The 24957-nt window shown below is 69.1% G+C and carries 28 protein-coding genes; 5 read left to right on the top strand and 23 right to left on the bottom strand.

Annotated elements, in window-relative coordinates; all coding sequences use genetic code 11:
- Positions 1–24: 24 nt before the first annotated feature.
- Genes lipA through lpdA form a run of 7 tightly spaced genes read right to left on the bottom strand, consistent with a single transcriptional unit; the run spans position 25 to position 7661 of the window.
- Complete coding sequence (lipA, locus tag VEW47_07940) at positions 25–972, bottom strand: lipoyl synthase (GenBank protein ID HYS05109.1); 948 nt, start codon at positions 970–972, stop codon at positions 25–27.
- Entirely contained in the window at positions 972–1688 is a 717-nt protein-coding gene (lipB, locus tag VEW47_07935; protein ID HYS05108.1) for a lipoyl(octanoyl) transferase LipB, read from the bottom strand. The genes lipA and lipB overlap by 1 nt, the downstream gene beginning before the upstream one ends.
- Complete coding sequence (sucB, locus tag VEW47_07930) at positions 1688–3052, bottom strand: dihydrolipoyllysine-residue succinyltransferase (protein ID HYS05107.1); 1365 nt, start codon at positions 3050–3052, stop codon at positions 1688–1690. The genes lipB and sucB overlap by 1 nt, the downstream gene beginning before the upstream one ends.
- Positions 3053–3063: 11 nt before the next feature.
- Entirely contained in the window at positions 3064–4041 is a 978-nt protein-coding gene (locus VEW47_07925) for an alpha-ketoacid dehydrogenase subunit beta (protein HYS05106.1), read from the bottom strand.
- Positions 4042–4077: 36 nt separating this feature from the next.
- Positions 4078–5148, bottom strand: a complete 1071-nt coding sequence (locus tag VEW47_07920) for a thiamine pyrophosphate-dependent dehydrogenase E1 component subunit alpha (GenBank protein ID HYS05105.1) — start codon at positions 5146–5148, stop codon at positions 4078–4080.
- A 6-nt stretch (positions 5149–5154) separates the two neighbouring features.
- Positions 5155–6228, bottom strand: a complete 1074-nt coding sequence (locus VEW47_07915) for a thiamine pyrophosphate-dependent dehydrogenase E1 component subunit alpha (protein HYS05104.1) — start codon at positions 6226–6228, stop codon at positions 5155–5157.
- A gap of 23 nt (positions 6229–6251) precedes the next feature.
- The gene (lpdA, locus tag VEW47_07910) at positions 6252–7661 is read right to left on the bottom strand and encodes a dihydrolipoyl dehydrogenase (protein HYS05103.1); all 1410 of its coding nucleotides are present in this window, start codon (positions 7659–7661) and stop codon (positions 6252–6254) included.
- Positions 7662–7853: 192 nt separating this feature from the next.
- Between lpdA and VEW47_07905 the strand changes: the two genes are divergently transcribed.
- Positions 7854–9494: an FAD-dependent thymidylate synthase gene (locus VEW47_07905; GenBank protein HYS05102.1), complete on the top strand. Its 1641-nt coding sequence runs from the start codon at positions 7854–7856 to the stop codon at positions 9492–9494.
- 31 nt (positions 9495–9525) lie between these two features.
- The gene (trmB, locus tag VEW47_07900; GenBank protein HYS05101.1) at positions 9526–10116 is read left to right on the top strand and encodes a tRNA (guanosine(46)-N7)-methyltransferase TrmB; all 591 of its coding nucleotides are present in this window, start codon (positions 9526–9528) and stop codon (positions 10114–10116) included.
- Here the strand turns inward: trmB and VEW47_07895 are convergent.
- Genes VEW47_07895 through bcp form a run of 3 tightly spaced genes read right to left on the bottom strand, consistent with a single transcriptional unit; the run spans position 10097 to position 11265 of the window.
- Positions 10097–10408, bottom strand: a complete 312-nt coding sequence (locus VEW47_07895; protein HYS05100.1) for a Rieske (2Fe-2S) protein — start codon at positions 10406–10408, stop codon at positions 10097–10099. The two genes, trmB and VEW47_07895, sit on opposite strands and share 20 nt — an antisense overlap.
- Positions 10409–10418: 10 nt before the next feature.
- Positions 10419–10772 carry a hypothetical protein gene (locus VEW47_07890; protein HYS05099.1) on the bottom strand — a complete coding sequence of 118 codons (354 nt, stop codon included), beginning with the start codon at positions 10770–10772 and terminating at the stop codon, positions 10419–10421.
- A gap of 7 nt (positions 10773–10779) precedes the next feature.
- Positions 10780–11265, bottom strand: coding sequence for a thioredoxin-dependent thiol peroxidase (gene bcp / locus VEW47_07885; protein HYS05098.1), 486 nt, complete (start codon positions 11263–11265; stop codon positions 10780–10782).
- 151 nt (positions 11266–11416) lie between these two features.
- Between bcp and VEW47_07880 the strand changes: the two genes are divergently transcribed.
- A complete protein-coding gene (locus VEW47_07880; GenBank protein ID HYS05097.1) occupies positions 11417–12901 on the top strand; it encodes an aspartate ammonia-lyase in 1485 nt (494 codons plus the stop codon).
- Here VEW47_07880 and VEW47_07875 read toward each other — a convergent pair.
- The 13 genes from VEW47_07875 to VEW47_07815 form a co-directional block, all read right to left on the bottom strand.
- Positions 12849–13094, bottom strand: coding sequence for a hypothetical protein (locus tag VEW47_07875; GenBank protein HYS05096.1), 246 nt, complete (start codon positions 13092–13094; stop codon positions 12849–12851). The genes VEW47_07880 and VEW47_07875 overlap by 53 nt on opposite strands.
- A gap of 44 nt (positions 13095–13138) precedes the next feature.
- On the bottom strand, positions 13139–14203 hold the full coding sequence (locus VEW47_07870) for a peptidylprolyl isomerase (protein ID HYS05095.1): 1065 nt from the start codon (positions 14201–14203) through the stop codon (positions 13139–13141).
- Positions 14200–15282: an Mrp/NBP35 family ATP-binding protein gene (locus tag VEW47_07865; GenBank protein HYS05094.1), complete on the bottom strand. Its 1083-nt coding sequence runs from the start codon at positions 15280–15282 to the stop codon at positions 14200–14202. The genes VEW47_07870 and VEW47_07865 overlap by 4 nt, the downstream gene beginning before the upstream one ends.
- A 1-nt stretch (position 15283) precedes the next feature.
- On the bottom strand, positions 15284–16525 hold the full coding sequence (locus VEW47_07860; protein HYS05093.1) for an SAM-dependent methyltransferase: 1242 nt from the start codon (positions 16523–16525) through the stop codon (positions 15284–15286).
- A gap of 3 nt (positions 16526–16528) precedes the next feature.
- On the bottom strand, positions 16529–17050 hold the full coding sequence (locus VEW47_07855) for an NADH-quinone oxidoreductase subunit B family protein (GenBank protein ID HYS05092.1): 522 nt from the start codon (positions 17048–17050) through the stop codon (positions 16529–16531).
- Positions 17051–17088: 38 nt separating this feature from the next.
- On the bottom strand, positions 17089–17649 hold the full coding sequence (locus VEW47_07850; protein ID HYS05091.1) for an NADH-quinone oxidoreductase subunit I: 561 nt from the start codon (positions 17647–17649) through the stop codon (positions 17089–17091).
- Complete coding sequence (locus VEW47_07845; GenBank protein HYS05090.1) at positions 17637–18071, bottom strand: iron-sulfur cluster assembly scaffold protein; 435 nt, start codon at positions 18069–18071, stop codon at positions 17637–17639. The genes VEW47_07850 and VEW47_07845 overlap by 13 nt, the downstream gene beginning before the upstream one ends.
- Positions 18072–18108: 37 nt before the next feature.
- Entirely contained in the window at positions 18109–19044 is a 936-nt protein-coding gene (locus VEW47_07840) for a HEAT repeat domain-containing protein (GenBank protein HYS05089.1), read from the bottom strand.
- Positions 19045–19054: 10 nt separating this feature from the next.
- Positions 19055–19477, bottom strand: coding sequence for a hypothetical protein (locus tag VEW47_07835; protein HYS05088.1), 423 nt, complete (start codon positions 19475–19477; stop codon positions 19055–19057).
- 32 nt (positions 19478–19509) lie between these two features.
- A complete protein-coding gene (locus VEW47_07830) occupies positions 19510–20301 on the bottom strand; it encodes a hypothetical protein (GenBank protein HYS05087.1) in 792 nt (263 codons plus the stop codon).
- A 90-nt stretch (positions 20302–20391) separates the two neighbouring features.
- Positions 20392–21417: a GTP 3',8-cyclase MoaA gene (gene moaA, locus VEW47_07825; protein ID HYS05086.1), complete on the bottom strand. Its 1026-nt coding sequence runs from the start codon at positions 21415–21417 to the stop codon at positions 20392–20394.
- A gap of 77 nt (positions 21418–21494) precedes the next feature.
- Positions 21495–21857, bottom strand: a complete 363-nt coding sequence (locus tag VEW47_07820) for a (2Fe-2S) ferredoxin domain-containing protein (protein ID HYS05085.1) — start codon at positions 21855–21857, stop codon at positions 21495–21497.
- A gap of 6 nt (positions 21858–21863) precedes the next feature.
- Positions 21864–22328, bottom strand: coding sequence for a RidA family protein (locus VEW47_07815; protein HYS05084.1), 465 nt, complete (start codon positions 22326–22328; stop codon positions 21864–21866).
- Positions 22329–22575: 247 nt separating this feature from the next.
- Here VEW47_07815 and kdsB point away from each other — a divergent pair, with 247 nt between their 5' ends.
- Together kdsB and VEW47_07805 are read left to right on the top strand one after the other, a co-directional pair.
- Positions 22576–23331 carry a 3-deoxy-manno-octulosonate cytidylyltransferase gene (kdsB, locus tag VEW47_07810; GenBank protein HYS05083.1) on the top strand — a complete coding sequence of 252 codons (756 nt, stop codon included), beginning with the start codon at positions 22576–22578 and terminating at the stop codon, positions 23329–23331.
- Between the two features lie 10 nt (positions 23332–23341).
- Positions 23342–24952, top strand: coding sequence for a CTP synthase (locus VEW47_07805; GenBank protein HYS05082.1), 1611 nt, complete (start codon positions 23342–23344; stop codon positions 24950–24952).
- The last annotated feature ends 5 nt before the right edge of the window (positions 24953–24957 follow it).

Raw genomic sequence — 24957 nt, 5'->3', positions numbered from 1 at the left:
AAATGCGACCGTAACGGTCCTATATTACGGTCGGGGCGCGGGAGAGTCAAGTCCGGGATCGGCGGAGCGCGCCGTGGGGCTCGAGACGGCCGATTCGGTGTGACGCCTGGCGTGATACGAGCTGCGCACGAGCGGTCCCGCCTCCACGTGCCGGAACCCCAGGGACATCGCCTGCGCGCGCAGGGCCGCGAATTCATCGGGATGGTAGTAACGGACCACGGGCAGGTGCTGCAGCGTGGGCCGGAGATACTGGCCGATCGTCAGGATCTCCACGCCCGATTCCGCCAGGCGCGCGAAGGTGTCCAGGAGCTCATCGCGGCTCTCGCCGAGTCCCGCCATCAGCCCCGTCTTCACCAGCGGGCGCGCGGCCTCTCCGCGCCAGGCGACTGCGCCGCGCAGAAGGTCGAGGGAGCGCTCGAATTTCGAGCCGCTCCTGACCACGGGGTAGAGCCGCGGCACGGTCTCGATGTTGTGGCTGAACGTGACCGGACCCTCCTGCAGGATCGCGTCGAGCGGAGACGCCACGTCCCGGAAGTCGGAGGTGAGGATCTCCACCTCGCAGTCCGGGTTGCGGTATCGCACCGCGCGGATCACGGCGGCCAGGTGGGCGGCGCCGCCGTCCGGCAGATCGTCGCGGTCGACCATGGTGATCACCGCATGCCGGAGCGACAGGTGCGCCACCGCCTCGGCCACGTGCTCCGGCTCGGCCGGGTCGACGAGCCGCGGGCGGCCGGTGGCCACGGCGCAGAAGCCGCAGCGTCGCGTGCAGACGTCTCCCAGGACCATGAACGTGGCCGTGCGATCCCCCCAGCACTCGTAGATGTTGGGGCAGCGGGCCTCCTGGCAGACGGTGTGCAGCTGCAGCCCTTCCACCATGCCGCGCACCATGCGATAGCCGGGCCCGGTATCGAGACGCACCTTGAGCCAGGGCGGCTTCGGTCCCGACTGCCGGGCGGCCGCGCCGTCGGACATCACGAGGCCTCCTGTATCGACCGCCGTCCTTCGCCCGCGGCCGGACGGCGGCCCGCCACCCGTTCCCGGTCACGCGGCACCATCTCTCTCCCGAAGACGACCGCGAATTCGCCGACCAGCGCCGCCGCCACCTCCTCGAGGGACACGGTCCGATGGATGACGCGCTCCATGGAGGTGATGGCACCGGCGCTCAGGCCGCACGGGACGATCCAGGAGTACGGCTCGAGGTCGGTGCTGACGTTGAGCGCGAAACCATGCGTCGTGACCCAGCGCGACAGGTGCACCCCGATGCTGGCGATCTTCCTGTCACCGGCCCACACCCCAGTCAGACCGGCGATCCGCGACGCGCGCAGGCCGTAGCGGGCGAGTGTCCGGATCAGGACCTCCTCCAGGTCCCGGAGGTAGCGCGCCACGTCACGCCGGTCCGGGCTCAGGTCCAGAATCGGATACCCGACCAGCTGGCCGGGCCCGTGATAGGTGACCTGACCGCCCCGATTCGTGTGGGCGATCGACACACCCCGCTCCCGGAGCGCCGCCTCGCCAGACAGGACGTCCTCGCCGCGGGCATTCCGGCCCAGCGTGATCACCGGCGGGTGCTCGAGGAGGAGGAGGTGCTCCTCCCCGCCCCCCTTCACGAGGCGGGCGTGCTCGTCCTGGATCGCCGACGCTTCGGCGTAATCGACGCGCCCGAGGAACTCGTGGTGGCAGCGACGCATCAGACGATCTCGGTAAACTTCCCATCCTGCAGGATGGTCTTGATGTGCGCCACGAACTGGTCGGCCACGGCTCCGTCGATGAGCCTATGGTCGAACGACAGCGCGAGGTAGACCATGGGCCGGATGGCGATGGCGTCGTCCACCACGACGACCCTCTTCTGGATGGCGCCGACCCCCAGGATCGCCACCTGCGGCTGGTTGATGATGGGCGTGCCGAACAGGCTGCCGAAGCTTCCCGGATTGGTGATGGTGAACGTCCCGCCCTGCACCTCGTCCGGCGTCAGTCGCTTGCCCCGGGCCCGTTCGGCCAGGTCGGTCACCGTCTTGGCGATCCCGGACAGGCTGAGATCGTCGGCGTGCTTCACGACCGGCACGATCAATCCCCAGTCGAGGGCCACGGCGATGCCGATGTTGATGTCCTTCTTGTAGGCGATGGCGTCGCCGTCGATCGAGGCGTTCAGATCGGGGAAGGCCTTGAGCGCCTCGACCGCGGCCTTCACCATGAACGGCGTCGGTGTCAGCTTCACCCCGTGACGCCCCTGGAACGCCTGCTGGTGCTCGGCGCGCAGCTTCATGACGCGGCTCATGTCGACCTCGAACACGGTGGTCACGTGCGCCGAGGTGCGGCGGCTCATCACCATGTGCTCGGCGATCTTCTTGCGCATCGCGCTCATGGGGACGACGGTGACCCGCTCGCCGGGAGCGAACACCGGCGCCGCAGCGCGCGACACGCCCGCGGCCGCGCCGGTCGCTCCGGCCCCCGGTCCGCCCCCTTCGATCGCCTTCAGGATGTCGTTCTTCGTCACCCGGCGGCTCGCGCCCGTCCCCGGGATCCGGGAGATGTCGATGTCGTGCTCCTGGGCGATCTTGCGCACGACGGGGGAGGAGCGCACCCGGCGCAGGTCCTCGACCGAGGCGCCCGAGGCGATGAGAGACGCGGCCTTGGGGACGTCCCGAGCGCCCGCGGGCGGCGCGACCTGCGCCGGCGGGGGCGGGGCGGGCGCGGGCCTCGCCGAGCGCTCCTGGCCGTCGCCGGGCGGCGCGGACGCGCTCTGCCGCGCGGGCGCCGGGGGGGCCGCGGCCTGCGCCGGCGGCGCCGGCTTCCCGGCGGCGGCGACAGCGCCGGCCTCGGTCTCGATCTGCGCCACGACGGTGTTGATCGGGACGGTCTGTCCTTCCTGGACCTTGATCTCGGCGAGCGTGCCGGCCGCCGGCGAGGGGATCTCGGCGTCCACCTTGTCCGTCGAGATCTCGAAGATCGGCTCGTCGCGCGCCACCTTGTCTCCCGGCTTCTTGAGCCAGCGCGTGAGGGTCCCCTCCGCGATGCTCTCCCCCATCTGAGGCATGATCACGTCGACCCGCATGGTCTGCTCCTTTAGTAGGCCGCGAGCTGACGCGCGGCCTTCAGAATCTTCTCTTTGTTCGGAAGAAAGAATTCCTCCAGGGGCGGGCTGTAAGGCACCGGCGTGTCCGGCGCGGTCACCCGGAGCACGGGACCGTCGAGGTACTCGAACACCTCTTCGTTGATGATCGCGGCGATCTCCCCCGCGATCCCGCCTGTGCGCGTGTCCTCGTGGACGACGAGGACCTTGCCGGTCTTCCTGGCCGCGTTCAGGATGGCGTCCTTGTCGAGAGGCAGGAGCGAGCGCAGGTCGACGACCTCGGTCTGGATCCCCGGCTCGCGCGCCAGGGTCTCCGCCGCCTCCAGCGCCTGGTACAGCATGGCGCCGTAGGTGAGGATCGTCAGGTCCCGCCCCTCGCGCCGCACCGCCGCCTGCCCGATCGGCACGATGTAGTCCTCCTTGGGGATCTCCTCCTTGATCCGGCGGTACAGGTACTTGTGCTCCAGGTAGATGACCGGATCCTCGTCGCGGATCGCCGCCTTGATGAGCCCCTTGGCGTCGTAGGCGGTCGCCGGCGCGACGACCTTGAGCCCCGGCGTGTGCACGAAATACATCTCGGGGTTCTGCGAGTGATACGGACCGCCGTGCACGCCGCCGCCGCTGGGACCCCGGATGACCATCGGCACACCCGCTCCCCAGCGGTAACGGTTCTTGGCCGCGAAGTTGGTGATCTGGTCGAAGGCGCAGGAGATGAAGTCGATGAACTGCATCTCGGCGATCGGACGCATGCCCATGAGCGCCGCGCCGATCGCGGCCCCGACGATCGCCGACTCGGAGATCGGCGTGTCGATCACACGCATCTCCCCGAACCTGTCGAGCATCCCCTCGGTGACCTTGAAGGCGCCGCCGTACACGCCCACGTCCTCGCCCAGGATGAACACGCGGTCGTCGCGCTCCATCTCCTCCCAGATCCCCTGCTTGATCGCCTCGACGTAGGTCGTCAGCGCCACGGTCCTCTCCTCCCGTCCTCACCGACGCCCGCGGCGTCAGGCCTGCTCATGATAGACCCCGATCAGGCATTCCTCCGGGTCGGGGTACGGCTGCGATTCGGCCCAGGCGACCGCCTCGTCCAGCTCCGCTTCGATGCGCGACTCCATCGCCTGCAGCGCACCCGCGTCGAGGAGACCGCGCCCCTTCAGGTCGTCCTCGAAAAGCCGGATGGGGTCCTTCCGCTCCCATTCCTCGAACAGGGCCTTGGGCACGTAGCCGGCATCGTCGTGCGCCGAATGGCCGGTCATGCGGAAGGTGACGAACTCCAGGAGCGTCGGCCCCTCGCCGCGGCGGGCCCGCGCGACCGCCCGGCCGACGGCCTCGTAGACCACGCGGACGTCGTTGCCGTCCTGCGACTCCCCCGGCATGCCGTAGCCGCGCGCCCGGTCGGACACGCGCTCGACCTTCATCTGGCGCGACACGTGCGTCGAGTAGGCGTACTGGTTGTTGTTGCAGATGAACACGACCGGGAGCTTCAGGACCGCCGCGAAGTTCAGCCCCTCGTGCCAGTCGCCGCGGCTCGTGGCGCCTTCGCCGAAGAAACAGAACGACACCTGGTCGGTGCCGCGCATCCTGAAGGTCAGGGCACAGCCGGCCGCCACCGGAATGCTGTCGCCGAGGTGCGACACGAAGGCGACCAGACGGTGGCGCAGGTCCCCCATGTGCATGTTGCCGTCGCGGCCGCGCGTCAGCCCGGTCCTGCGCCCCATGTACTGCGCCAGGATCCGCTCCGGCGGCACCCCCTGCATCAGGAACACCGCCATGTCCCGGTGGGACGGCGAGACGATGTCGTCGTGATCCTCGCCCCCGCCGCGCCGCATGTGCATCGCCGCGCCGACCGAGATCGCCTCCTGTCCGCGCCCGACGTACACGCCGCCGACAATCTTTCCCTGCCGGTACAGCTTGCGCTCGATGCGCGTCTCGATCGCCCGCGTCAGCTTCATGGAATAGAGCATCTTCAGGAGGGACGCGTCGTCGGGGACGCCGGTCGCCCCGGTCGCCGGCCGGGCGGGCGCCGCAACGGCCCCGGGGCCGCGCGCCGACGATTTCCTGTCCCTGGCCAGCATCGGTCTCTACTCCGTCCCGTGATAGACGCCCCGCAGCGTTTCTTCGGGCGGCGGGTAGGGGCGTTCGAGCGCCGAGCGCGCGGCCTCGTCGAGCGCAGGGCCGATCTCCTCCCGGGCCGCCCTGAGCTCCTTCTTCGTCGCCTCCCCCTCGTGCAGCAGGAACCCCTCGAGGCGATCGAGCGGATCCCTCTTCTCCCACGCCTGGAGGAGAGCCTTGGGCACGTATCGCATGTCGTCGTGCTCGGCGTGGCCGCGGCGCCTGAAGGCGCGGCACTCCAGGAGCGTCGGCCCGCCCCCCCTGCGGCCTCTCTCGACCGCGCGGCGGGTCGCGGCATACACCGCCAGGACATCGGTCCCGTCGATGCTCTCGGAGGCGACGCCGTAGGCCGGCCCGCGCTCGGCCAGGCTGTGCACGGCGAACTGTCTGTGCGTCGGTGTCGAATACGCGTAGCCGTTGTTCTCGACCACCAGGATCAGGGGGAGGTTCAGGACGGCCGCCAGGTTCAGCCCTTCGTGAAAGTCGCCGGTCGAGGTGCCGCCGTCGCCGATGTAGGTCAGTGCGACGCGGTTCTCGCCGCGCATGCGCGCCGCCAGGGCCGCGCCCGTCATCACCGGGATGAGCGTCCCCAGGACGCTGATCGGCCCGACGATCGACTTGTCCAGGTCGTCGAAATGCAGCGTGCCGTCCTTGCCGCCCGTCGGGGCGTCCGCCCGCGCCAGAAACTGCAGGAACAGGGTCAGCGGCGCGACACCGCGGACCAGGAGCGATCCGATGTTCCGGATCATCGGCGCCAGCAGATCGTCCGGGGCCAGGGCGTACGCCGTCCCGACCGAAATCCCTTCCTGTCCCAGGCTGCTGTAAAGGCCACCGTGGATCTGCCCCTGGCGGTACAGGGCCGACAGCCTGTCCTCGACCAGCCGGTTGAGACAGAGGAAGCGATGGATCTCGCGAAGCTGCTGGCGCGACAGACCCGGGTTCTGCATCGGCCGCGGCGGATCCGGCAACAGGCCGCGAGGGGGCGGCTCGCGCTCGCCACGGGAGGCGGGCGTCTTGCGGCTCCTTCTCAGGACGGTGCTCATGGCACGGCTCCGCGCGGTCCCGGTCAGAGGTTGATGCCCCGCGCATGCAGGTTGAGCGCCGCCTCCGCCATCGCCTCGGAGAGCGTCGGGTGGGCGTGGATGGCCTGGAACAGATCCTCGACCGTGGACTCGAGCCGGAGCGCCAGCCCTCCTTCCCCGATGAGCTCGGTCGCCTTCGGGCCGACGATGTGGATGCCCAGCAGCTCGTCGTATTTTTCCGCCCCCACCAGCTTGACGAAACCCTCCGGCGTCCCCTGGATACCCGCCTTGGCGGAGGCGCTGAACGGGAATTTCCCCACCCGCACCTTGTGACCGCGGGCCCGGGCCGCCTGTTCCGTCAATCCGATGCTCGCGACCTCCGGCTCGGAGTAGGTGCAGCTCGGCACCTGGTCGTAGTTGATCGGCGCGGGGTTCTTGCCCGCGATCGCCTCCGCCGCCACGATCCCCTCGTGAGAGGCGACGTGGGCCAGGGCCGGTGTCGGCAGAAGATCGCCGATCGCGAACACCGAAGGCTCGCCGGTGCGCATCTGCCTGTCGACCTTCACGAAGCCGCGGTCCAGCTCGACCTTCGTCCCCTCGAGGCCCAGGTCCTCGGTCACGGGCCTGCGCCCGACCGCGACCAGCAGCACGTCGGCCTTGAGCGTCTCCTTGCCGTTCTTCTCGGAGTGCACCTGCACCTCGACTCCCTTGTCGAGCACCTTGACGCTCTCGACCTTCGTGGAGACGCGCACGTCGATGCCGCGCTTGCGGAACGCCTTGTGGAGCTCGGCCGAGGCATCCTCGTCCTCCAGGGGCAGGACCCTCGGGAGCATCTCCACGAGCGTCACGGTGCTGCCGAAGCGCGTGTAGATCGAGGCGAACTCCACGCCGACGGCTCCCGCGCCGAGGATCAGGAATGTCTTCGGGACGAACTCCAGGGCCAGCGCCTCCGTGCTCGTGACGACGCGCGTGCTGTCGACCTTGAGACCCGGCAGGAGCTTCGGCACCGACCCGGTCGCGAGGATCACACTCTTGGTCGCCACGACCTGCTTCGAGCCGTCCTTGGCCGCGACCTCCACCTGTCCTGTCCCCTTCAGCCGCCCATGCCCCGCGAGCACCGTGATGCCGTTCTTCTTCATGAGGTACTCGACCCCGCGCGCCTGGCGCCGCACGACGTCGGACTTGTGCTTGTGCGCCGCCTCGAGGTCGAGCTTGACATCGCCGGTCTTGACCCCGAAGCGCGCGGAGTCGCGGGCCAGCTCCAGCACCTCGGCGCTGTAGAGCAGCGCCTTGGTCGGGATACAGCCGATGTGCAGGCAGGTGCCGCCCAGAGCGGGCCACTTCTCGACCAGGGCCGTCTTCAGCCCGAGCTGCGCCGCCCGGATGGCGGCGACGTACCCGCCCGGACCACTGCCGATGACGGTGACGTCGAAACTCATCTGCGATTCGGCCACGTGTGCCTCCCCCCGCGCGCGCCTCGCGCAGCGCCCCCCGCGGCGGCGGGCGCGCGCCTCAGGAAACGGGTTCACGCCGGACGGCGGGAATTATAACCACAAGTGCCCGTGACAACGGGGAAAAGGCCCTCGGCGGGCGTACCGGCCCCGGCCGCGTTGATCGCTCCGGCGGGGGGCCGGTATAATCGCGGCATGACCTTCACCGTGGCGCGTCCCGAGACCTCATCGAGCTCCGAGGACGCAGGGCCCCGCTTCCTGTCGCCCGCCCCTGAGGTGCGCATCACGAACGCCTTCGTCCGCGCCTTCGACAACGTCGTGGCGACGGCGCGCACCTGCTACTCGGGAAGCGGCATCGTGCGCGATGAGCAGGTGCTGGGGGACGCGCAGGCCCCTCCCGAAAAGAAGGAGGAGCGCAGGCGGCGACGCGACTCCCTCGCCCGCGATCTCTACCAGGCGGGGCACCACACGACGCTGCAGCACGCCCACTTCCAGTTCGCGCTCGACAACGTCAGCCGCCAGTTCCTCTGGTCATTCCTGCACAGCCACCCCTTCTACAACTCCGAGCAGGTCAGCCAGAGATATGTCACCGTGAAGCCGGGGCACTACGCCGTGCCGCCCCTGCAGCGCCAGGCGCTCGAGGTGTACGAGGAGACGGTGGCCCGCCAGCAGCGGGCCTACGACGATCTCTGCCGCCTGCTCCTCGGCCCCGCCTCCTCCGCCTATTACGGCCGCTACCCCGCGCGACGCCACTATGGGGCGAAGTACGACAAGGAGGTGCAGAAGAAGGCGCAGGAGGTGGCGCGCTACGTCCTGCCGGTCGCCACCTTCGCCTACCTCTATCACACGGTCAGCGGCCTGACGCTCCTGCGCTACCACCGCATCTGCAGGGAGCCGGACACGCCGCTCGAGCAGCGCCTCGTGGTCGGGCGCATGGTGGAGGAGCTCCTGGCGCGGGAGCCGGCATACGCCGCCATCCTCGAAGGCCCGATCCCGGAGGAGGAGACGGCCGAATGGGAGGCGCTGCGCGCCTCTGGACCGCGGAGGGACGCCCAGCGCCTGGAGTTCCTGCGGGAGTTCGATCGCGACCTGGGAGGACGCGTTTCGGTCCTGGCCGATTACCCGGCGAAGAACGAAGAGACCCTGGCGCGGGCCGTGCGCGAGGTGCTGGGATTGACGCGGGATCGCCTGACGGACGACGACGCGATCGCCGCGGTGATGGACCCGGCCCGGAACCGATACCTGGGCGAGGCTCTGAACCTGACGAGCCTCAGCAAGCTCTCCCGCGCCATGGTCCATTGCCACTACACCTTCCGCAAGAAGATGAGCCACACCGCCGACTCGCAGAACCAGCGGCACAGGATGACGCCGGCGTCGCGGCCGATCCTGCACACGCAGCTGACGCCCGAGCCCGACTACATCACTCCGCTCCTGGTGCGGGAGGACGAGGCCTGTCTCGCGCGCTACCGCGAGGTCATGGAGTCGAGCTGGGAGGGTTTCTCCCGTCTGCGGGCGCTCGGCGTGCAGGACGAGTTCGCCGCCTACGTCCTGCCCAACGCCCTGGCCCTCCGCTTCACGGAGTCGGCCAACCTGCTCGACCTGCACCACAAGCTCGCCATGCGGCTGTGCTACAACGCGCAGGAGGAGATCTGGCGCGCGTCCGTCGACGAGGCCCAGCAGATAGGCTCGGTGAATCCCCGCATCGGGCGCTACCTGCTGCCGCCCTGCAGCCTGCGGCAGATGGCCAAGGCCCGCCCGATCTGCCCCGAGGGGAAGCGCTACTGCGGCGAGCGCGTGTGGACCTACCGCCTCGATGATTACCGCCGCGTCATCTGAATCGCCCGCCCTGGAGATCCTCCCCGGGAGCGTGAGCGGTCCGTTCGATTTCCCGTCCCTGTTCGGAAACGCCGGGACGGTCGAGATCGAGATCGGCACGGGCAAGGGACGGTTCCTGCTGGCGCAGGCCGCGGCGCGCCCGGAGGTCAACTTCCTCGGCGTCGAGTGGTCGCTCAAGTACCTGCGCGTGACCAAGGATCGGGCGGAACGCCAGGGTCTGCGGAACGTGCGCCTGTTCCGGGCCGACGCGCGCCATGTCCTGCAGGCGCTCGTCCCCGACGCCTCGATCACAAGGGTGCACGTCTACTGTCCCGACCCCTGGCCGAAGAAGAGGCATCGCAAACGCCGCTTCTTCTCGCCCGCGGCGCTCCTGCACATCGAGCGCATCCTGGTCCCCGGCGGCTACCTCGACCTGTCCACCGACGTGCGCGAGTACTTCGATGAGATCCGGGTGATGGCGGGGAACAGCGCGGTCCTGCGCGAGGCCGAGGACCCCCTGTTCCCGCCGGAAGGCGCGTCGGGCAGGACGAGCTACGAGGCGAAGTATCTCGATGCGGGGCGGCCCATCAATCGCGCCTGCTACGCTCGGTCGCCGGGTCCCGTCAGGGGATCTCCACGATGATCTCCCCCGATTCGATCCGGACGGCGTAGCAGGCGACCTTCATCTCCGGATCGATGGGCGACACCCCGGTGCGCACGTCGAAGGTCCAGCCGTGCCAGGGACACGAGATGACGGCGTTGTCCTCGAGGTATCCCTCCCCCAGCGGCCCTCCCTGGTGCGGGCAGGTGTTGTCGATCGCGTGCAGGCGGCCGTCCACGTTGAAGATCGCCACCATGTGCTCCTTGACCTGCACCACCTTGCTGGAGCCGGGCGGGAGATCCTCCGCTCGGCCGCAGCGCGCCTTGATCGCCATGGCGTTCCCCTCAGCGGACCAGGTGCTCCTCGATGTTGGTGCTGCCGTACGACGCCCCCGTCGCCGCACGGAGCCGGTGCGCCACCTGGGCGATGGCGCTCTTGACCGCCGGGCTCTTCTCGGGGTCGGTCAGTGGCTCGAGGCGGACGGTCAGACCGGTGTCGCGCGGTGACAGCTGGATGAAGAACTTCTGGGTGTGGCCCGCCTCGACCACCACCATCTCGATGAGAGCCGCGCGGGCGTCCCTCTCGCGGTAGAACCGCTCGGCCTTGATGATCCGTTCTCCGTGACGGGTCACGAACGGCTCGAACACCCGGGCCGCGTCGTCCACGCTGATGCGACCTTCCAGGACGACGTGCGGCACGGCGGGCTCAGGCGAGCTCGCTCTTGATGAAGCGCAGCACGTCCTGCGCGTGCTCGCGCACCTTCACCTTGGGGAACACCCCGCGAATCGTGCCGCTGCTGTCGATGACGAAGGTGGTGCGGTGGATCCCGAGGAACTCGCGGCCGAGGAAGCTCTTGGTGCCGAAGACTCCGTAGGCGGTGCAGACCTCGGCGCCGGGATCGCTCAGAAGGAGGAACGGCAGCCGGTGCTTGGAGGAGAACGTCTCGTGCGCAGCGAGCGGATCACGGCTGACGCCGAGAATGACCGTGTCGCTCTCCTCGAAGTGCGGGTAGGCGTCGCGGAAACCGCACGCCTCCATGGTGCAGCCGGGTGTCGCGTCCTTGGGGTAAAAATAGAGGACGAGATTCTTCTTGCCGACGAAATCCCTCAGGCCGACCCTCTTGCCCCCGGTGCCCACGAGAGTGAAGTCGGGGGCCTTCGAGCCGACCTGGGGTCTCGCGTCCATCTCCATGCGGTGCCTCCTGTCGTTCGCCCGGCCCCGGCGTCAGTCCACCCGGGTCCCGGATGTCGCGGTCCGTGTGTGGGCTGAATTCTATCACAGCGCACGCGGCGAACCGGCCGGCATTGTCCGTGGAGCGGGCGTTTTGCTAGCATGTCGATCGATGGGACCGAAGCGCCGCGGCGAGGCCATGCGTATCGAGCGCGATCCGCTCGGGTCCCTGCCCGTGCCGGCCCGGGTCTACTACGGCATTCAGACGCGGCGCGCGATGCTGAACTTTCCGATCAGTGGCCGGCGACTGCCGCCCGTGTTCATCCGCGCGTACGCCCACGTCAAGCTCGCCGCCGCCACGGTGAATCGCTCGCTCGGTCTTCTCGACGGACGGCGCGCCGCCGCCATAAGGCGCGCCGCCGCGGAGATCGTGGCCGGGCGCCACCTCGACCAGTTCGTGGTGGACGTGTACCAGGCGGGGGCCGGCACATCCCAGAACATGAACCTGAACGAGGTGATCGCCAACCGCGCCATCGAGATCCTGGGCGGGCGGCGCGGGGACTACGCCCGGGTCCATCCGAACGATCACGTCAACATGTCGCAGTCGACGAACGACACCTTCCCCTCCGCCCTGCGCCTCGCCCTCCTCTTCTCCCTCCCCGGCCTGCGGCGTTCGCTTCTCGAATGCGAGACCGCGTTGCGGATCCTGGGACGAAAGCTCGGGCGCACCGTCAAATCGGCGCGCACGCATCTTCAGGACGCCGTGCCGATCATGCTCGGTCAGGAGTTCGGCGCCTACGCCTCGATCCTGCGGCGCGCCCGGACCCGGGTCGAGGAGTCGGCTGCGCCGCTGCGCCGCCTGAATCTGGGGGCGACGGCCGCGGGGACCGGGCTGAACGCGCACCCGCGCTACGCCGGACGCGTGGCGCGGCAGCTGTCCCGGCAGACAGGCCTGCGGCTCCGTCCGGCCACGGACCTGGTGGAGATCGCGATGAGCACCGCCGATTTCGCGCACGTGTCCGCCGCGCTGCGCAACCTCGCGCTCGACCTCGGGAAGATCGCGAACGACCTGCGCCTCCTGGCGTCGGGCCCGGCCACGGGGATCGCGGAGATCGAGCTGCCCGCCGTGCAACCCGGGTCGTCGATCATGCCGGGGAAGGTCAATCCGGTGATGTGCGAGATGCTCAACATGGTCTGCTTCCAGGTCCTGGGGTGCGATCAGACGGTTGCCTGGGCGTCGGGAGCGGGACAGCTCGAGCTGAACGTGATGATGCCCGTGATGGCGCACGCCCTGCTGGAGGCGATCGGTCTCCTCGAGACGTCCGTCGCCGCGTTCACCCGCCTGTGTCTGGCGGGTCTGCGCGCCGACGCCGGGCGCTGCCGCATCCACTTCGAGAGAAGCCCGTCGCTCGCCACGGCCCTCACACCGATGATCGGCTACGCGCGTGCGGCGGAGCTCGCGAAGGAGTCGGTCCGAACCGGCCGCACGATCGTCGAGCTGATCCGTCGGCGGGGGCTCCTCGACGAGGACACAATCCGGCGGGCGCTCGACCCCCGGCGCCTCACCCGCCCCGGCATCCTCGCGGCCGGAGCCCGAGGCGGTCTCAGGCTCCGGAGGGGCCGCGACGGGCGGTCCGGACGAGAGCGGCCAGGCTGATCGCGGTCCACGCCCCCTCCAGGACGATGAACCCGGCCTGGGACGCGTCGACGGCCACGACGCACAGGACCAGGCCGCCGAGCGCGTTCAGCGCGTGATAGACCAGGGAATCGGGCCGCATGCGGCCGGCCTGGTGGGCCGCGTACGCCGCCAGGATCAGCGCCGCACCCAGAAGGGACGCGAACTGCATCATCGGGCAGACCCTCGGCCGTCCATCATCCGGCAGGGGAATCCGTTTCAGGGAGTCGTCCTGGAGCCGCGCTCCACGCGCGCCTGCTCCTTGAGGTCGTCGACGTACGCGCGGATCTTTCCGGCGCGCTCCCGCGCCACCAGCTTGGCCCGGATCGTCTCCTTCAGCTCATCGTAAGGAATCGGGCCCTCGGCCCTCTTCTGAAGGACCTTGACGATGTGAAGGCCGAGACGCGACTCGATCACGTCGCTGGTCTGACCCGGCTGCAGCGCGAAGGCGGTCTTCTCGATCGCGGGCGGTCCATTGCCCCGGACGATCCAGCCGGTGTGGCCGGCGCTCCTGGCCTCGTGGTCTTCGGAGTGCTTGCGCGCCAGGTCGGCGAAGTCTCCGCCCGACTTGACTTCCTTGAGGATCGCCTCGATCTTCTCCCGTGCGGCGGCCCGGGCCCGCGCGTCGGCGTCGGGGGAGACGCGCACCAGGATCTGCGTCACCTGCACCGCCTCCTTGCGGTTCACCTCGACGGGGTTCTGGTCGTAGTAGCGGCGCACGTCCTCTTCCGGGACTTTGATCTCACCGACCACCTGTCGATCCACGAAGCGCGTCACGAGAAGGGTGCGGCGGAGCTGGTCCTTGAAGTCGGCCTCGCCGACGCCGTTTCTCTTGAGGATGCCGGAGAAGGCATCGGCGGTGGCGAAACCTTCCTTAATCTTCTGGAACTCAGCCTCGACGTCGCCGTCGGAGACGGGGGCCTCGCTCTTCGCCGCCTTCTGGTAGAGAAGCTCGTTGTCGATCAGTCCCTCGAGGACCTGGTCGCGGAGCGCCTGCAGCTCCTTCAACCCGACAGGATTGCGGCGACCGCGGAACTGCAGCTGCACGGCGAGATCGAAATCGCGCCTGAGGATCGGGTGGCCGTTGACGCGGGCCATCACGTCGGTTCCGGAGGTCGCCGCCGCGGTCTTTCCCTTTCCCGTGCCGGCGGGCGGGGTGCTCTTCGCCGCGGGGGGGGCCGCCGCCGCTCCCGGCCCGGAGAGGACCGCGGCCCACAGGATCAGCCCCGCGGCGCCCCGGCGGACGGCTCCGGTCCGATCTCTCCGGTCGCTGGCCGTCCTCATGACTTCATCACGATCTCGTGCTCGTATTTCTTGAAGGTCTGCACGCTGATGATGGCCGCGAGCTTGTCGGCGATTTCCCTGAATGTCAGGGCGGGACCGGACTTCGGATCGTGCACGACGACCGGGCGCCCCTCGTCCCCCCCCTGCCGCACGCGCACGTCGAGGGGAATCTCGCCGAGGAACTCGGTCGTGAACTGCTCGGCGGCCCTGCGGCCTCCGCCGTGGCTGAAGATCTCGACCCGCTCGCCGCAGTGCGGGCAGTTGAAGTAGGACATGTTCTCGATGACGCCGAGAATCGGCACGTTCACCTTCTTGAACATCGCCGCGGCCTTGCGCACGTCCAGGAGCGCCACGTCCTGGGGTGTCGTGACCAGGACCGCCCCGGTCAACGGGATGATCTGCGACAACGTGAGCTGGACGTCGCCCGTGCCCGGGGGGAGGTCGATGAACAGGTAGTCGAGCCTGCCCCACAGGACGTCCCCCAGGAACTGCTTCATCGCGCCGTGGAGCATCGGGCCGCGCCAGACGACCGGCTCGTCCTCCTTCAGGAAGAAGGCCATCGACATCATCTTGATCCCGTGCACGGGGACCGGGACGAGCTTGCGGTCCCGGACTTCGGGCTGCGCCTTGACCCCCAGCATCTGCGGGTCGTTCGGTCCGTAGATGTCGGCGTCCAGAAGCCCGACAGACGCCCCCGCGCGGGCGAATGCCAGGGCCAGGTTGACGCTGACCGTGGACTTTCCGACGCCCCCCTTCCCGGAGCCGATTGCGACCACGTTCGCCACCTCCGGGATCAGATCCCCTTCGGTCTCGATGCTGCGGCGGACCTTGGCGCCCATCTTCAGATGGACCGCGCCGACACCGGGAACGTGCGCCAGCGCGTCCTTGACCTCTTTTTCGATCTGAGCCTTCAGGGGGCAGCCGGGGGTCGTGAGATTGACCGTCAAGGACACGCGCTCCCCCTCGATCCTGAGATCCTCGATCATCCCGAGCGAGACGATGTCCACATGCAGCTCGGGATCCTTCACGCCCTTGAGGGCGTCGAGGACCTTCGCCTGCTCGACAATCCCGGTGCTCAAGTCAGTTCTCCTGCTCGTCCGCCGAGGATGCGCCGCGCGGCGGCGACAACGGCGCGGTGGCGGCCGTCTCCTCGCTGCGCGCCCATGGCCGCGACAGACCCGCGAGGTCGCGGGGCACGTCCCCGACGCCCAGGACGAAGACGCGGAACGTGTCGCCCATCCTCCCGGGAAGGATCAGCTCCTTCAGCGCCTCCCTCTCCCGGACCGACCGGACCGCGTCGGCACCCGCGCGCCCGGTCTCCGGCGAGCCAGCCGCCGGCACGGGCAGAAAGTCCAGGGCCCCGAGGGCGAGGAGGAAGCGCGACTGTGTGGTCAGGCCGAGGCACCGCGCACCCCTGGCCTCCGCGGCGCGGCGGAGCGCGGTGAAATCGAGGTGCGCAGTCAGGTCCTGGTCCCCCGGCCGCTGCAGGAACTCCTCGTTGACGCGGTGGTGGTGGTACGACAGGAGAGTGCCGCGCCGGCGCTGCGGAGCGTACAGGTCCTGCGCCTCGTGGCCGTAATCCACCACCACGAGATACCCCTTCTTCATCAGACTCACCGCCCAGGTGATCCAGCAGGGGGCGGCGAGGTTGATGTCGGCTTCCTGCCCCGGCTCCAGGGTGAGAGCCGACTCCGCGAGAAAACGCTCGAGCGCCGGAGCCGACAGCGGGAGAAGCGTTTCGTGCAGCCCGCCGTCGCGCACCACGACGTGGATCTCGCGCGGCCCGTCCGCGGACCCCACCACCCGGTGCACCGGGAAGGCGTCCAGGACCTCGTTGGCGAAGAGGCAGCCGACGAGCGGGGCGCGGCCGTCGAGTCCCTGCTCGTCCACCCAGGACAACGGGATCGAGGTGCGCCCCTTCAGTCTCGAGCGCTGGCGCTCCTGGAGCGCCCGACTCGGCTCGACCAGGAGGTAACGCAAGGCGGCGGCGAAGGCCCCGTTCCTGGCCGCCTCGCGCAGGAAATCGGACGCGAAGTATCCCTCGCCAGGCCCGAACTCGACGAAGTGCCAGGGCTCGGGCCGTCCGGCGCGACGCCACATCTCCTCGGCCTGCCGCGCCAGGAGCGCCCCGAACGCGGCGTGGATCCCGCTGCTCGTGACGTAATCGCGACCGCCCCCCCCTCCGACGCCCCGTGTGTAGTACCCGAGCACCGGGTGATACAGGCACAGCTCCATGAAGCGCGCGAACGGGATCGGCCCGCGCGCCGCGATCTCGGCGGCGATCTCGGACTCCAGGCGCAGGCTCACGTCGGGGAGAAGCATCGCTCAGGTTCCCGCGGAGGCCGGGGTCCGGCGTCCGGGTGGGTCCGTCCCGCGCCCCGCCCTCGCCCGCTCCTGCACGAGTCTCTGGACCTGCATGATCCCTTCGATCAAGGCCTCCGGCCGGGGGGGGCAGCCGGGGATGTAGACGTCCACCGGGATGATCTCGTCGACCCCCTGCACGACCGGATAGGAACGGAACATGCCACCGGATGAGGCGCAGGCGCCCATCGAGATGACCCACTTCGGCTCCGGCATCTGGTCGAAGATTCGCTTCACGGCGGGCGCCATCTTTTTCGTGACCGTGCCCGCCACGATCATCAGGTCGGCCTGACGCGGGGAGAAGCGCAGGGCCTCGGCCCCGAAGCGCGCGACGTCGTAGCGCGGCGCCACCATCGCCATCAGCTCGATGGCGCAGCAGGCGAGCCCCATCGGCATCGGCCAGAGGGAGTTCTTGCGGCCCCACGCTACGTAGTCGGCCAGCCGCGTGGTCATCACCCACTGGTCGAGGGCATGCCTTTCCTCCATCTGCGCGTGATCGCCGCGCGGCGGCGCCGGCGTCTCCATCATCGTGGCGCGCCCTGTCCGGCGCCCGCCGACCCGCGCACTTCCTCCTGCGCGCGCGTCAGCCGCGCCCACTTCTTGATCGGGTCCGGTCTCGTTCCGCCCATGGCCAGGAGCTTGTCCTTGGGGAAGATCATCTGCTCGCGGCTCAGCCCGACCGTCTTGTACTCCTTGGTGAGGAAGATCGCCTGCTCCGGGCAGACCTCCTCGCAGTAGCCGCACATGATGCAGCGCAGCATGTTGATGTCGAAGATCCTGGGTCCCTTCTCGACGCCCGTCGTGATCTCCTGGGCCTCGATGTGGATCGCCTTGGGCGGGCAGACGTACTCGCACAGGAAGCAGGCCACGCACTTGACGCGGCTCTCCTCGTCCCGCACCAGCGCCGGCAGGCCGCGGTAATTCTCCGGCAGCCGCCAGGTTTCCTCCGGGTAGCGCATCGTGACCTTGGGGCGGATCATGTGTCGCAGGGTGATCCACATCCCCTTCAGGATCGACGGGATGTAGGTCTTCTCCAGGAGACCCGGACGCCCCGGGCGCTGGACGGGCCGGCCTACGACCGGCACGTCGCGACCTCCCTCTCCATCGTCTCCTGATGGCGGTCCAGGGCCTCGTGGATCGCCTGCTCCGCCAGGACGGAGCATTCCATCTTCGATTCCGGCAGCCCGCCGAGCGCCCGGACGACGTCCCGGTTGGAGAGCCGGCGCGCCTCGTCGACGCTCCGGCCCAGAAGGAGCGTGGTCACCATGCTGCCCGCCGCGATCGCCGCGGTGCAGCCGAACGCCTTGAATCGCGCGTCCGCGACCCTGCCGTCCTCGATCCTCATGCTGATCTTGAGGACATCCCCCGTCGACTGATCGCCGACCTGGGCCACGGCTGCCGTTCCGCGAACCTCGCCGACGTTGCGCGGGTTTCTGTAGTGGTCGAGCACGATGTCGCTGTACTTGAGAGAGCCGTTCATCGGATCACCCGGGCGCGCGGAACGCATCAATCCTTCATGATCCTAGGGGGTGCGTCCATCCCTGTCAAGGCAACGAGCCGCGCGCCCCCGCGGCCATCGATTCGATCGCCAGGCGCGCGGTGGCGCGGATGTCCTCGCTCTTCCCCGCCCGCGCCGCGCGCTCGAGCGCGGCCCGCGCGGTCCCGTCCCCCAGGAGCGCGAGGCCCCGGATGGCGTTGAGGGCCGGCGCCGCGTCATCCGCGGCCGCGGGCGCCCCGCTCCGTGCGGCACCCGGCGTCCAGGTCTCGAGGATCTCCACCAGGACCGTCTCGCCTGACGCGTCCCCCAGCCTCGCCAGCGAGAGGGCGGCGTTCCAGCGGACGTCCTTGCCGGCATCGCCGAGGGCCCGGCGCAGGACCGGCGCCGCCTGGGGGTCCCGCCGCTCCCCGAGGCCGAAGACCGCCATCTTCCGGACTCCTTCGTCGGAGTGCGCGGCGGCCACGCGACGCAGATCGGCGAGCGCCTTTTCGCCGCCGACCTGCATCAATCCCCAGGCGCAGTAGAGTCGCGTGTCGCCGTCGGCGTCGTCGAGCCCCTCCCCGAGCGCGGCGGCGGCGCGCGCGTCGCCGGTACGTCCGAGCGCGAGCGCCAGGTAGCGCCGCAGCTTCAGGTCGCCCGAGCGACGGGTCTCGTGGAACGCGGCGGCCATCTCCGGAATCGGGGCCGCCGCGCCCTCCGCGGATCGCAGGAGGAGCGACAGGTCGTAGCCGGATTGCCAGCGCTTGGGATCCCCGACCCAGGGCAACAGGAAGCCCCCCGTGCCTTTCAGATCGTCGAGCGTCGCGCGGGGATCGGGCCGGCGCGAGCGCAGCACCTGGAGCCCGAAGAAGACGGTGACCAGAACCGCCACCAGCGCGAGCGGGACGACGAAGAACTGCAGGACGACCCTCCAGTCCCCCTTCTGGTCCCCGGCGCCGGTGGCGCCCGCGCTGCCGCTCCCCTGACTCCCCGTATCGGCCATCCTCGTCACCTCAGGCCGTCCGAACGCGACGGTCAACCGACTCCTGCACGTGGATGTCGAAGACGCCGTGCGCCGGGTTTCTCGGGAAGCCGCGGTGCACGGCGCCGCAGCCGTAGCACAGGGTTGCGTCTCCCAGCGAGTAGTACAGGAGGAGATCGATGAGCGTGGCCGCGACGAGGCTCAGCCCCCAGGTCGGGACGCTGAGGACCGCGGCCACGACGAAGACCCACAGTCCCGCCTTCTTGTTGAAGTCCTTCTGAACGTAGAGCCGGTCCACGCCGCAGCGCGCGCAATGCGACAGCAGACCCCAGTCCGCCGCGGCGTCGCGCGCGACACCCTGCGCCGTCTGGCCGCAACCGGGACAAACCGCCGGCCGGGCGTCCTGGGCGAGCGACTGCACGACCTCGCGTCCGCACTCGCACACGTAGGCCACGGTGCGCGGCCTCGGGGAAGATTTCGACCGCATCACATCGGTCCGGCCCCGGCCACCGTGAGGTAACGGGCCAGGAACTCTCCATAGACGACGAAGATCATGGCCATATAAAGGATACCGGTCGCCGATTGCGTGGACCGCAGGCGGGCCGTCTCGCGCACCATGTACGCGAACGCCGCCGGTCCCAGAATCCCGAAAAAGACACGCTGCCAGAAGAAGAATCCGCGGTCGACCGCGGTCAGGCGCAGGAACGGCTCCAGACCCTCCGGGAACCGCGCTCCCGCCCCGACCAGTCCGACCAGGAGGAGCGCCGCCCGTACGGCGACCGCGATTCCGAAGAAACCCGCGAACGTCGAAAGGTGCGAGACATCGAGCCGGGTGCGCACCAGATACCAGTGTCCCAGAAGCATGCCGACCGTCACGGAACCGATCAGACCGGCGGCACAAAGGGCGTTGACGCCGAAAATCCATTTCGCCCCCCCCTCCCCCGCGGCCAGCCAGCCGTCCGTCGCGGTCGCGACGAGGGCCGTGGCCGCCGCCGATGCCAGGAGCCCGCTCCACGATCGGCCGCGGCGCAGGAGGAGGAGCGCCGCGAGGTAGCCGCCGACCAGAATCATCGCGAGCCCCGCGAGGACCCGGCCGACAAACGTGGCACCCGGAGAGGAAAGCCGGTAGGGCGCCGCAAGACACAGGAGGACGAAGGCCACCCCGGCGTTGAGCACGAAGAAGAACCGTCCGAGCTCGCGGAAAGGGGCCATCAGGAGCGCCGCCAGGATCCCGGCGGCGGCGCTGGTGAAGAATCCAATCGCGATCCCCGCCGCCACCCATGCCCTCCGGAGCGGGCAAGCATAGCACAGCGGGACGAACTCCCGGCCGCGCCGCGCCGGGAGCGCCCTCCAGGGCGGGACGGCGCTCTATCCGCCGATCTGCCACATCTTGCGCGGCAGGCGTTCCCGGTAGAACCTGTTCAGATCGAGGCAACCCCCCGGCCCCTTCGCTCCGACCGACGTCGCGATCGCCCGTGCGATCTCCTCGTCCGGGCGGCCGTCGCGCAGCAGGGCCGCGACGTCGGTCTCCTCGCGCGCGAACAGGCAATTGCGGATCTTGCCGTCGGCCGTCAGGCGGATCCGATCGCAGTCGGCGCAGAACGGCTCGGTGACCGGATTGATGAACCCGATATCGCCCACGCCGTCCTGCAGGCGGTAGACGCTCGCGGGAGCGGAAGGCCGATCGCGACCCGCGGGCAGGAGCGTCCGGATCGATTCGATCCGCTGCTTCACTTCGCGACCCGGGACCAGCCGATCCGACTCGAAGGGATCGCCACCCCCGAGGGGCATCATTTCGATGAACCGCACCTGGTACGGATGACGCAGAGCCAGATCCACGAAGTGCTCGATCTGGTCGTCGTTGACGCCGCGCACCAGGACCACGTTGATCTTGATCGGGATCGCCCCGAGCCTCTCGAGCTCGCCGAGCCCTCCGAGGACGTCGGCGAGCCCCTCCCGGCGGCTGACGGCCTCGAAACCCTCGGGATCGAGCGAGTCGATGTGGACGTTGAACCGGCGCACGCCGGCGTCGAGCAGGGGCCCGGCCATCGACCGCAGCAGTATCCCGTTGGTCGTGACCGCCAGGTCCTCGATCCCCTCGATACGCGCCAGCATCCGCGCCAGGACCGGGAGGTCCCGCCGCAGGAGGGGCTCTCCACCGGTGAGACGGATCTCCCGCACCCCCTGCGCCGCGAGGATGATGGCGAGGCGCTCGATCTCCTCGAAGCTCAGGATGCGTTCCTTTGGAAACCAGGGGATGTCACCCGCCGGCATACAGTACAGGCAGCGCAGGTTGCACCTGTCGGTGACCGAGAGGCGGAGGCTGCGCGCCACCCGCCCGTAGGCGTCGACGAGCACGCCCGCGAAGCCTCGTTCCGCCCGGCTTGCAGTCATGCGCCGATTATATCCCCCCCTGCGGTCCGGGGACGGGCCTGCGGTCCCGGCGGCGCCGCGGGCCGGGACGTGGCGCTTCAGGGAAGGGAGCCGTCCGGGACCGGGTCGGTCCCGGGATCCGTCTCCTCGGCGGCGTCGGGGGCCGGCTTGCGGAGCAGCAGGCGCTCGACCACGCGGCCGCGCACGAGATGCTCGCGCACGATCTCCGCCACGTCCTGCTGCCGCACGCCGCTGTACACGACTCCGTCGGGGTAGATGATCACGTTCGGTCCGTGACTGCACAGGCCGAAACAGATGCACGGTGTGTCCTTCACGGAAGCCGGCAGGGACTGGCGCACGAACTGCCTGCGGAACTCCTGGCGGATTCTCTCGGAGCCCCGCTCCCCCCCGCAGCGCGGCCCCGTGCAGATCAGGATGTGCTGCTTGAAGGGGAGGTTCACGCGCGGCTACTCGATTTCCAGGGTCGCCTGCAGCTGCAGACAGGCGTTCGAGGGGAGCTCCGCGACGCCGACACCGAGCCGGGCGTGACGTCCCCGATCGCCGTACACCTTGACGAACACCTCGGAGGCGCCCTCGAGCACCTCGAACGCGTCGAGAAACCCCGGCGCCACGGCGACGTAACCGATCACCTCGACGACCCTCTTCACGCGGTCGAGGTCCTCCACGGCCTGCTTGGCCGTCGCCAGCACGCTCAGGGCGGCGAGACGGGCCGCCTCCTTCCCCTCGTCGACCGTGACCTCGCGCCCGATCTTGCCGGGGAATTTCAGGCGTCCGTTTTCCTTGGGGAGCTTGCCGGAGATGTAAAGGAGGTTCCCGCTCCGCACGCTTTGAACGTACGTCCCGAGAGGCTTGCCCACCTCCGGCAGGCGGAATCCGAGGGTTTCCAGGTTCTTCTCGATCTCTCCTGCCATCCGGTGCCCTCCTGCCGGCGGCCGCGGCCTTGTCCGCCGAAAGACGTCGCTTCGACGAGCCGTGTCTGCATCAATACTAGCATCGAGCGACGCGCAATCGAGAGAATTCGTTTCGCGCGCACCGCCCGCGGCGGCGCGCTCCGCTCCAGCCGAGGAGACCGTTTCGCCGCGTCCGGCCGCGCGGAGCCGGGTGCCGCGAAGGATTTTGCTTTTGACATGTCGGAGCGGCGTGCGCTAACATCCGTCGATGCGGCACCCGACACCCCAGGCAGCCACGCACGCCGTCGGTGTCATCCCGGCCCGCTACCAGTCGTCCCGTTTCCCGGGAAAACCCCTTGCCCTCATCGGCGGCCGGACGCTCGTCGAGCGCGTCTTCGAAAGGGCGCGCGCGGCCAGCCGCATCGCCCGCCTTCTCGTGGCGACGGACGACGACCGGATCGCCTCGGCGGTGCGCGCGTTCGGTGGCGACGTGGTGATGACCTCCGCGGCCCACGCGTCCGGCACGGATCGCCTGGCGGAGGTCGCCCGGTCCCTTCCCGCCGACGTGTTCGTGAACATCCAGGGGGACGAGCCGCTGCTCGATCCGCTCGATATCGACCGGCTGGTCGAGTGTCTCGACGACGATCCGTCCTCGAACATGGCGACCCTCGCCGACCCGCTTCTCGACCCGGAGGAGGCGCGCGATCCGAACATCGTCAAGGTCGTGTGCGACGCTTCGGGCCGTGCGCTCTACTTTTCGCGCAGCCCGATTCCCCATGTCCTGGCGGGGACGGAGCGGCCGTGGCTTCGCCACGTCGGACTGTACGCGTACCGCCGCGGGTTCCTCCTGGAGTTCGCGTCGTGGAGCCCCGGCGTCCTGGAGAGACTGGAAGGGCTGGAGCAGCTCCGGACGCTGGAGCGCGGCCATTCGATCAAGGTCCTGCGCGCGCGCGGACGTTATCACGGGGTCGACACCCCCGACGACGTCTCCGCGGTGGAACGGGCGCTTCGGACGTCCTCATGAGGAGTTGAACGTGCCGACCAAGTACATCTTCATCACGGGGGGTGTGGTCTCCTCCCTGGGCAAGGGTCTGGCGGCGGCTTCGATCGGCCGTCTCATGGAGGCCCGCGGCTTCGGCGTGACGTTGCAGAAGCTCGATCCCTATCTCAACGTCGATCCCGGGACCATGAGCCCCTACCAGCACGGGGAAGTGTACGTGACCGAGGACGGAGTGGAGACCGACCTCGACCTGGGGCATTACGAGCGCTACACCTCCAGCGTGTCCACCCGCGATCACAACTTCACGAGCGGCCGGATTTACGAGCAGGTGATCGCCAAGGAGAGACGCGGCGACTACCTGGGTGGCACGGTGCAGGTCATCCCGCACGTGACGGACGAGATCAAGCAGAGCATCCGCAAGATATCGAAGGGCGTCGACATCCAGATCGTGGAGATCGGGGGGACGGTGGGCGACATCGAGTCGCTGCCGTTCCTCGAGGCGATCCGCCAGTTCCGGCTGGAGGCCGGACGCACCGACGCGGTCTTCGTCCATCTCACTCTGGTGCCCTACATCGGCGCGTCCGGGGAGCTGAAGACCAAGCCGACGCAGCATTCCGTGCGCGACCTGCGCGCGATCGGGATCCAGCCCGACGTCCTCATGTGCCGGACCGACCGTTTCATCCCCAAGGAGATCAAGAAGAAGATCGCCCTGTTCTGCAACGTCCCCGAGGAGGCGGTCATCACGGCCAAGGACGTGGAGACCATCTACGAGGTCCCCCTGGTCCTCGCGCGGGAGGGACTGGATGCCATTCTCCTGAAGCTCCTGGACCTGCCCTATCGCGACAAGAACATGGACGACTGGGTGCGCATGGTCGAGAAGATCAAGAGCCCGGCCGGCGGCGATGTGGCCATCGGCATCGTCGGCAAGTACGTCACCTACGAGGATTCCTACAAGAGCCTCAACGAGGCCCTCTGTCACGGCGGCATCGCCAACGACGTGCGGGTGAAGCTGCGCTGGATCGAGGCGGACAACATGACCGACGGGCAGCTGGAGGAGGCGATCGCCCCGTGCCACGGGATCCTCGTTCCCGGCGGCTTCGGCATCCGCGGCGTCGCCGGCATGCTCGAGGCGATAAGGCACGCGCGGGAGCGCAAGATCCCCTTCTTCGGCATCTGCCTGGGTCTGCAGTGCGCGGTGATCGAGTTCGCGCGCAACGTCTGCGGCCTGAAGGACGCCGACTCCGCCGAGTTCAACCCGGGCACCCCGTATCCGGTGATTTACAAGCTGCGCGAGCTGGAGGGAGTTGAGCGCATGGGAGGGAACATGCGCCTCGGAAAATGGCCGTGTGTCCTGGAACCGGGATCGCAGGCGCATCGCGCCTACGGCAGGGCGGAGATCAGCGAGCGGCACCGCCACCGCTACGAAGTGAACAGGGAGTACCTCGACGCCATGCTGAAGAAGGGAATGCGGGTCAGCGGCGAGACCCCCGATCGCCGTTTCGTGGAGATCGTGGAGATCCAGGACCATCCGTATTTCCTGTCCTGCCAGTTCCATCCCGAGTTCAAGTCGAAGCCGATGCTCCCCCATCCGCTCTTCAGGAGCTTTATCGGTGCCTGCAGGCAGTTCCGGCAGACCCAGCGCTGATCGGG

The organism is Candidatus Dormiibacterota bacterium (assembly GCA_035635555.1).
Taxonomy (GTDB): Bacteria; Acidobacteriota; Polarisedimenticolia; order Gp22-AA2; family Gp22-AA2; genus Gp22-AA3.
The sequence above is the reverse complement of the archived record's forward strand: the minus strand, read 5'-3'. Positions and strand labels throughout refer to the sequence as shown.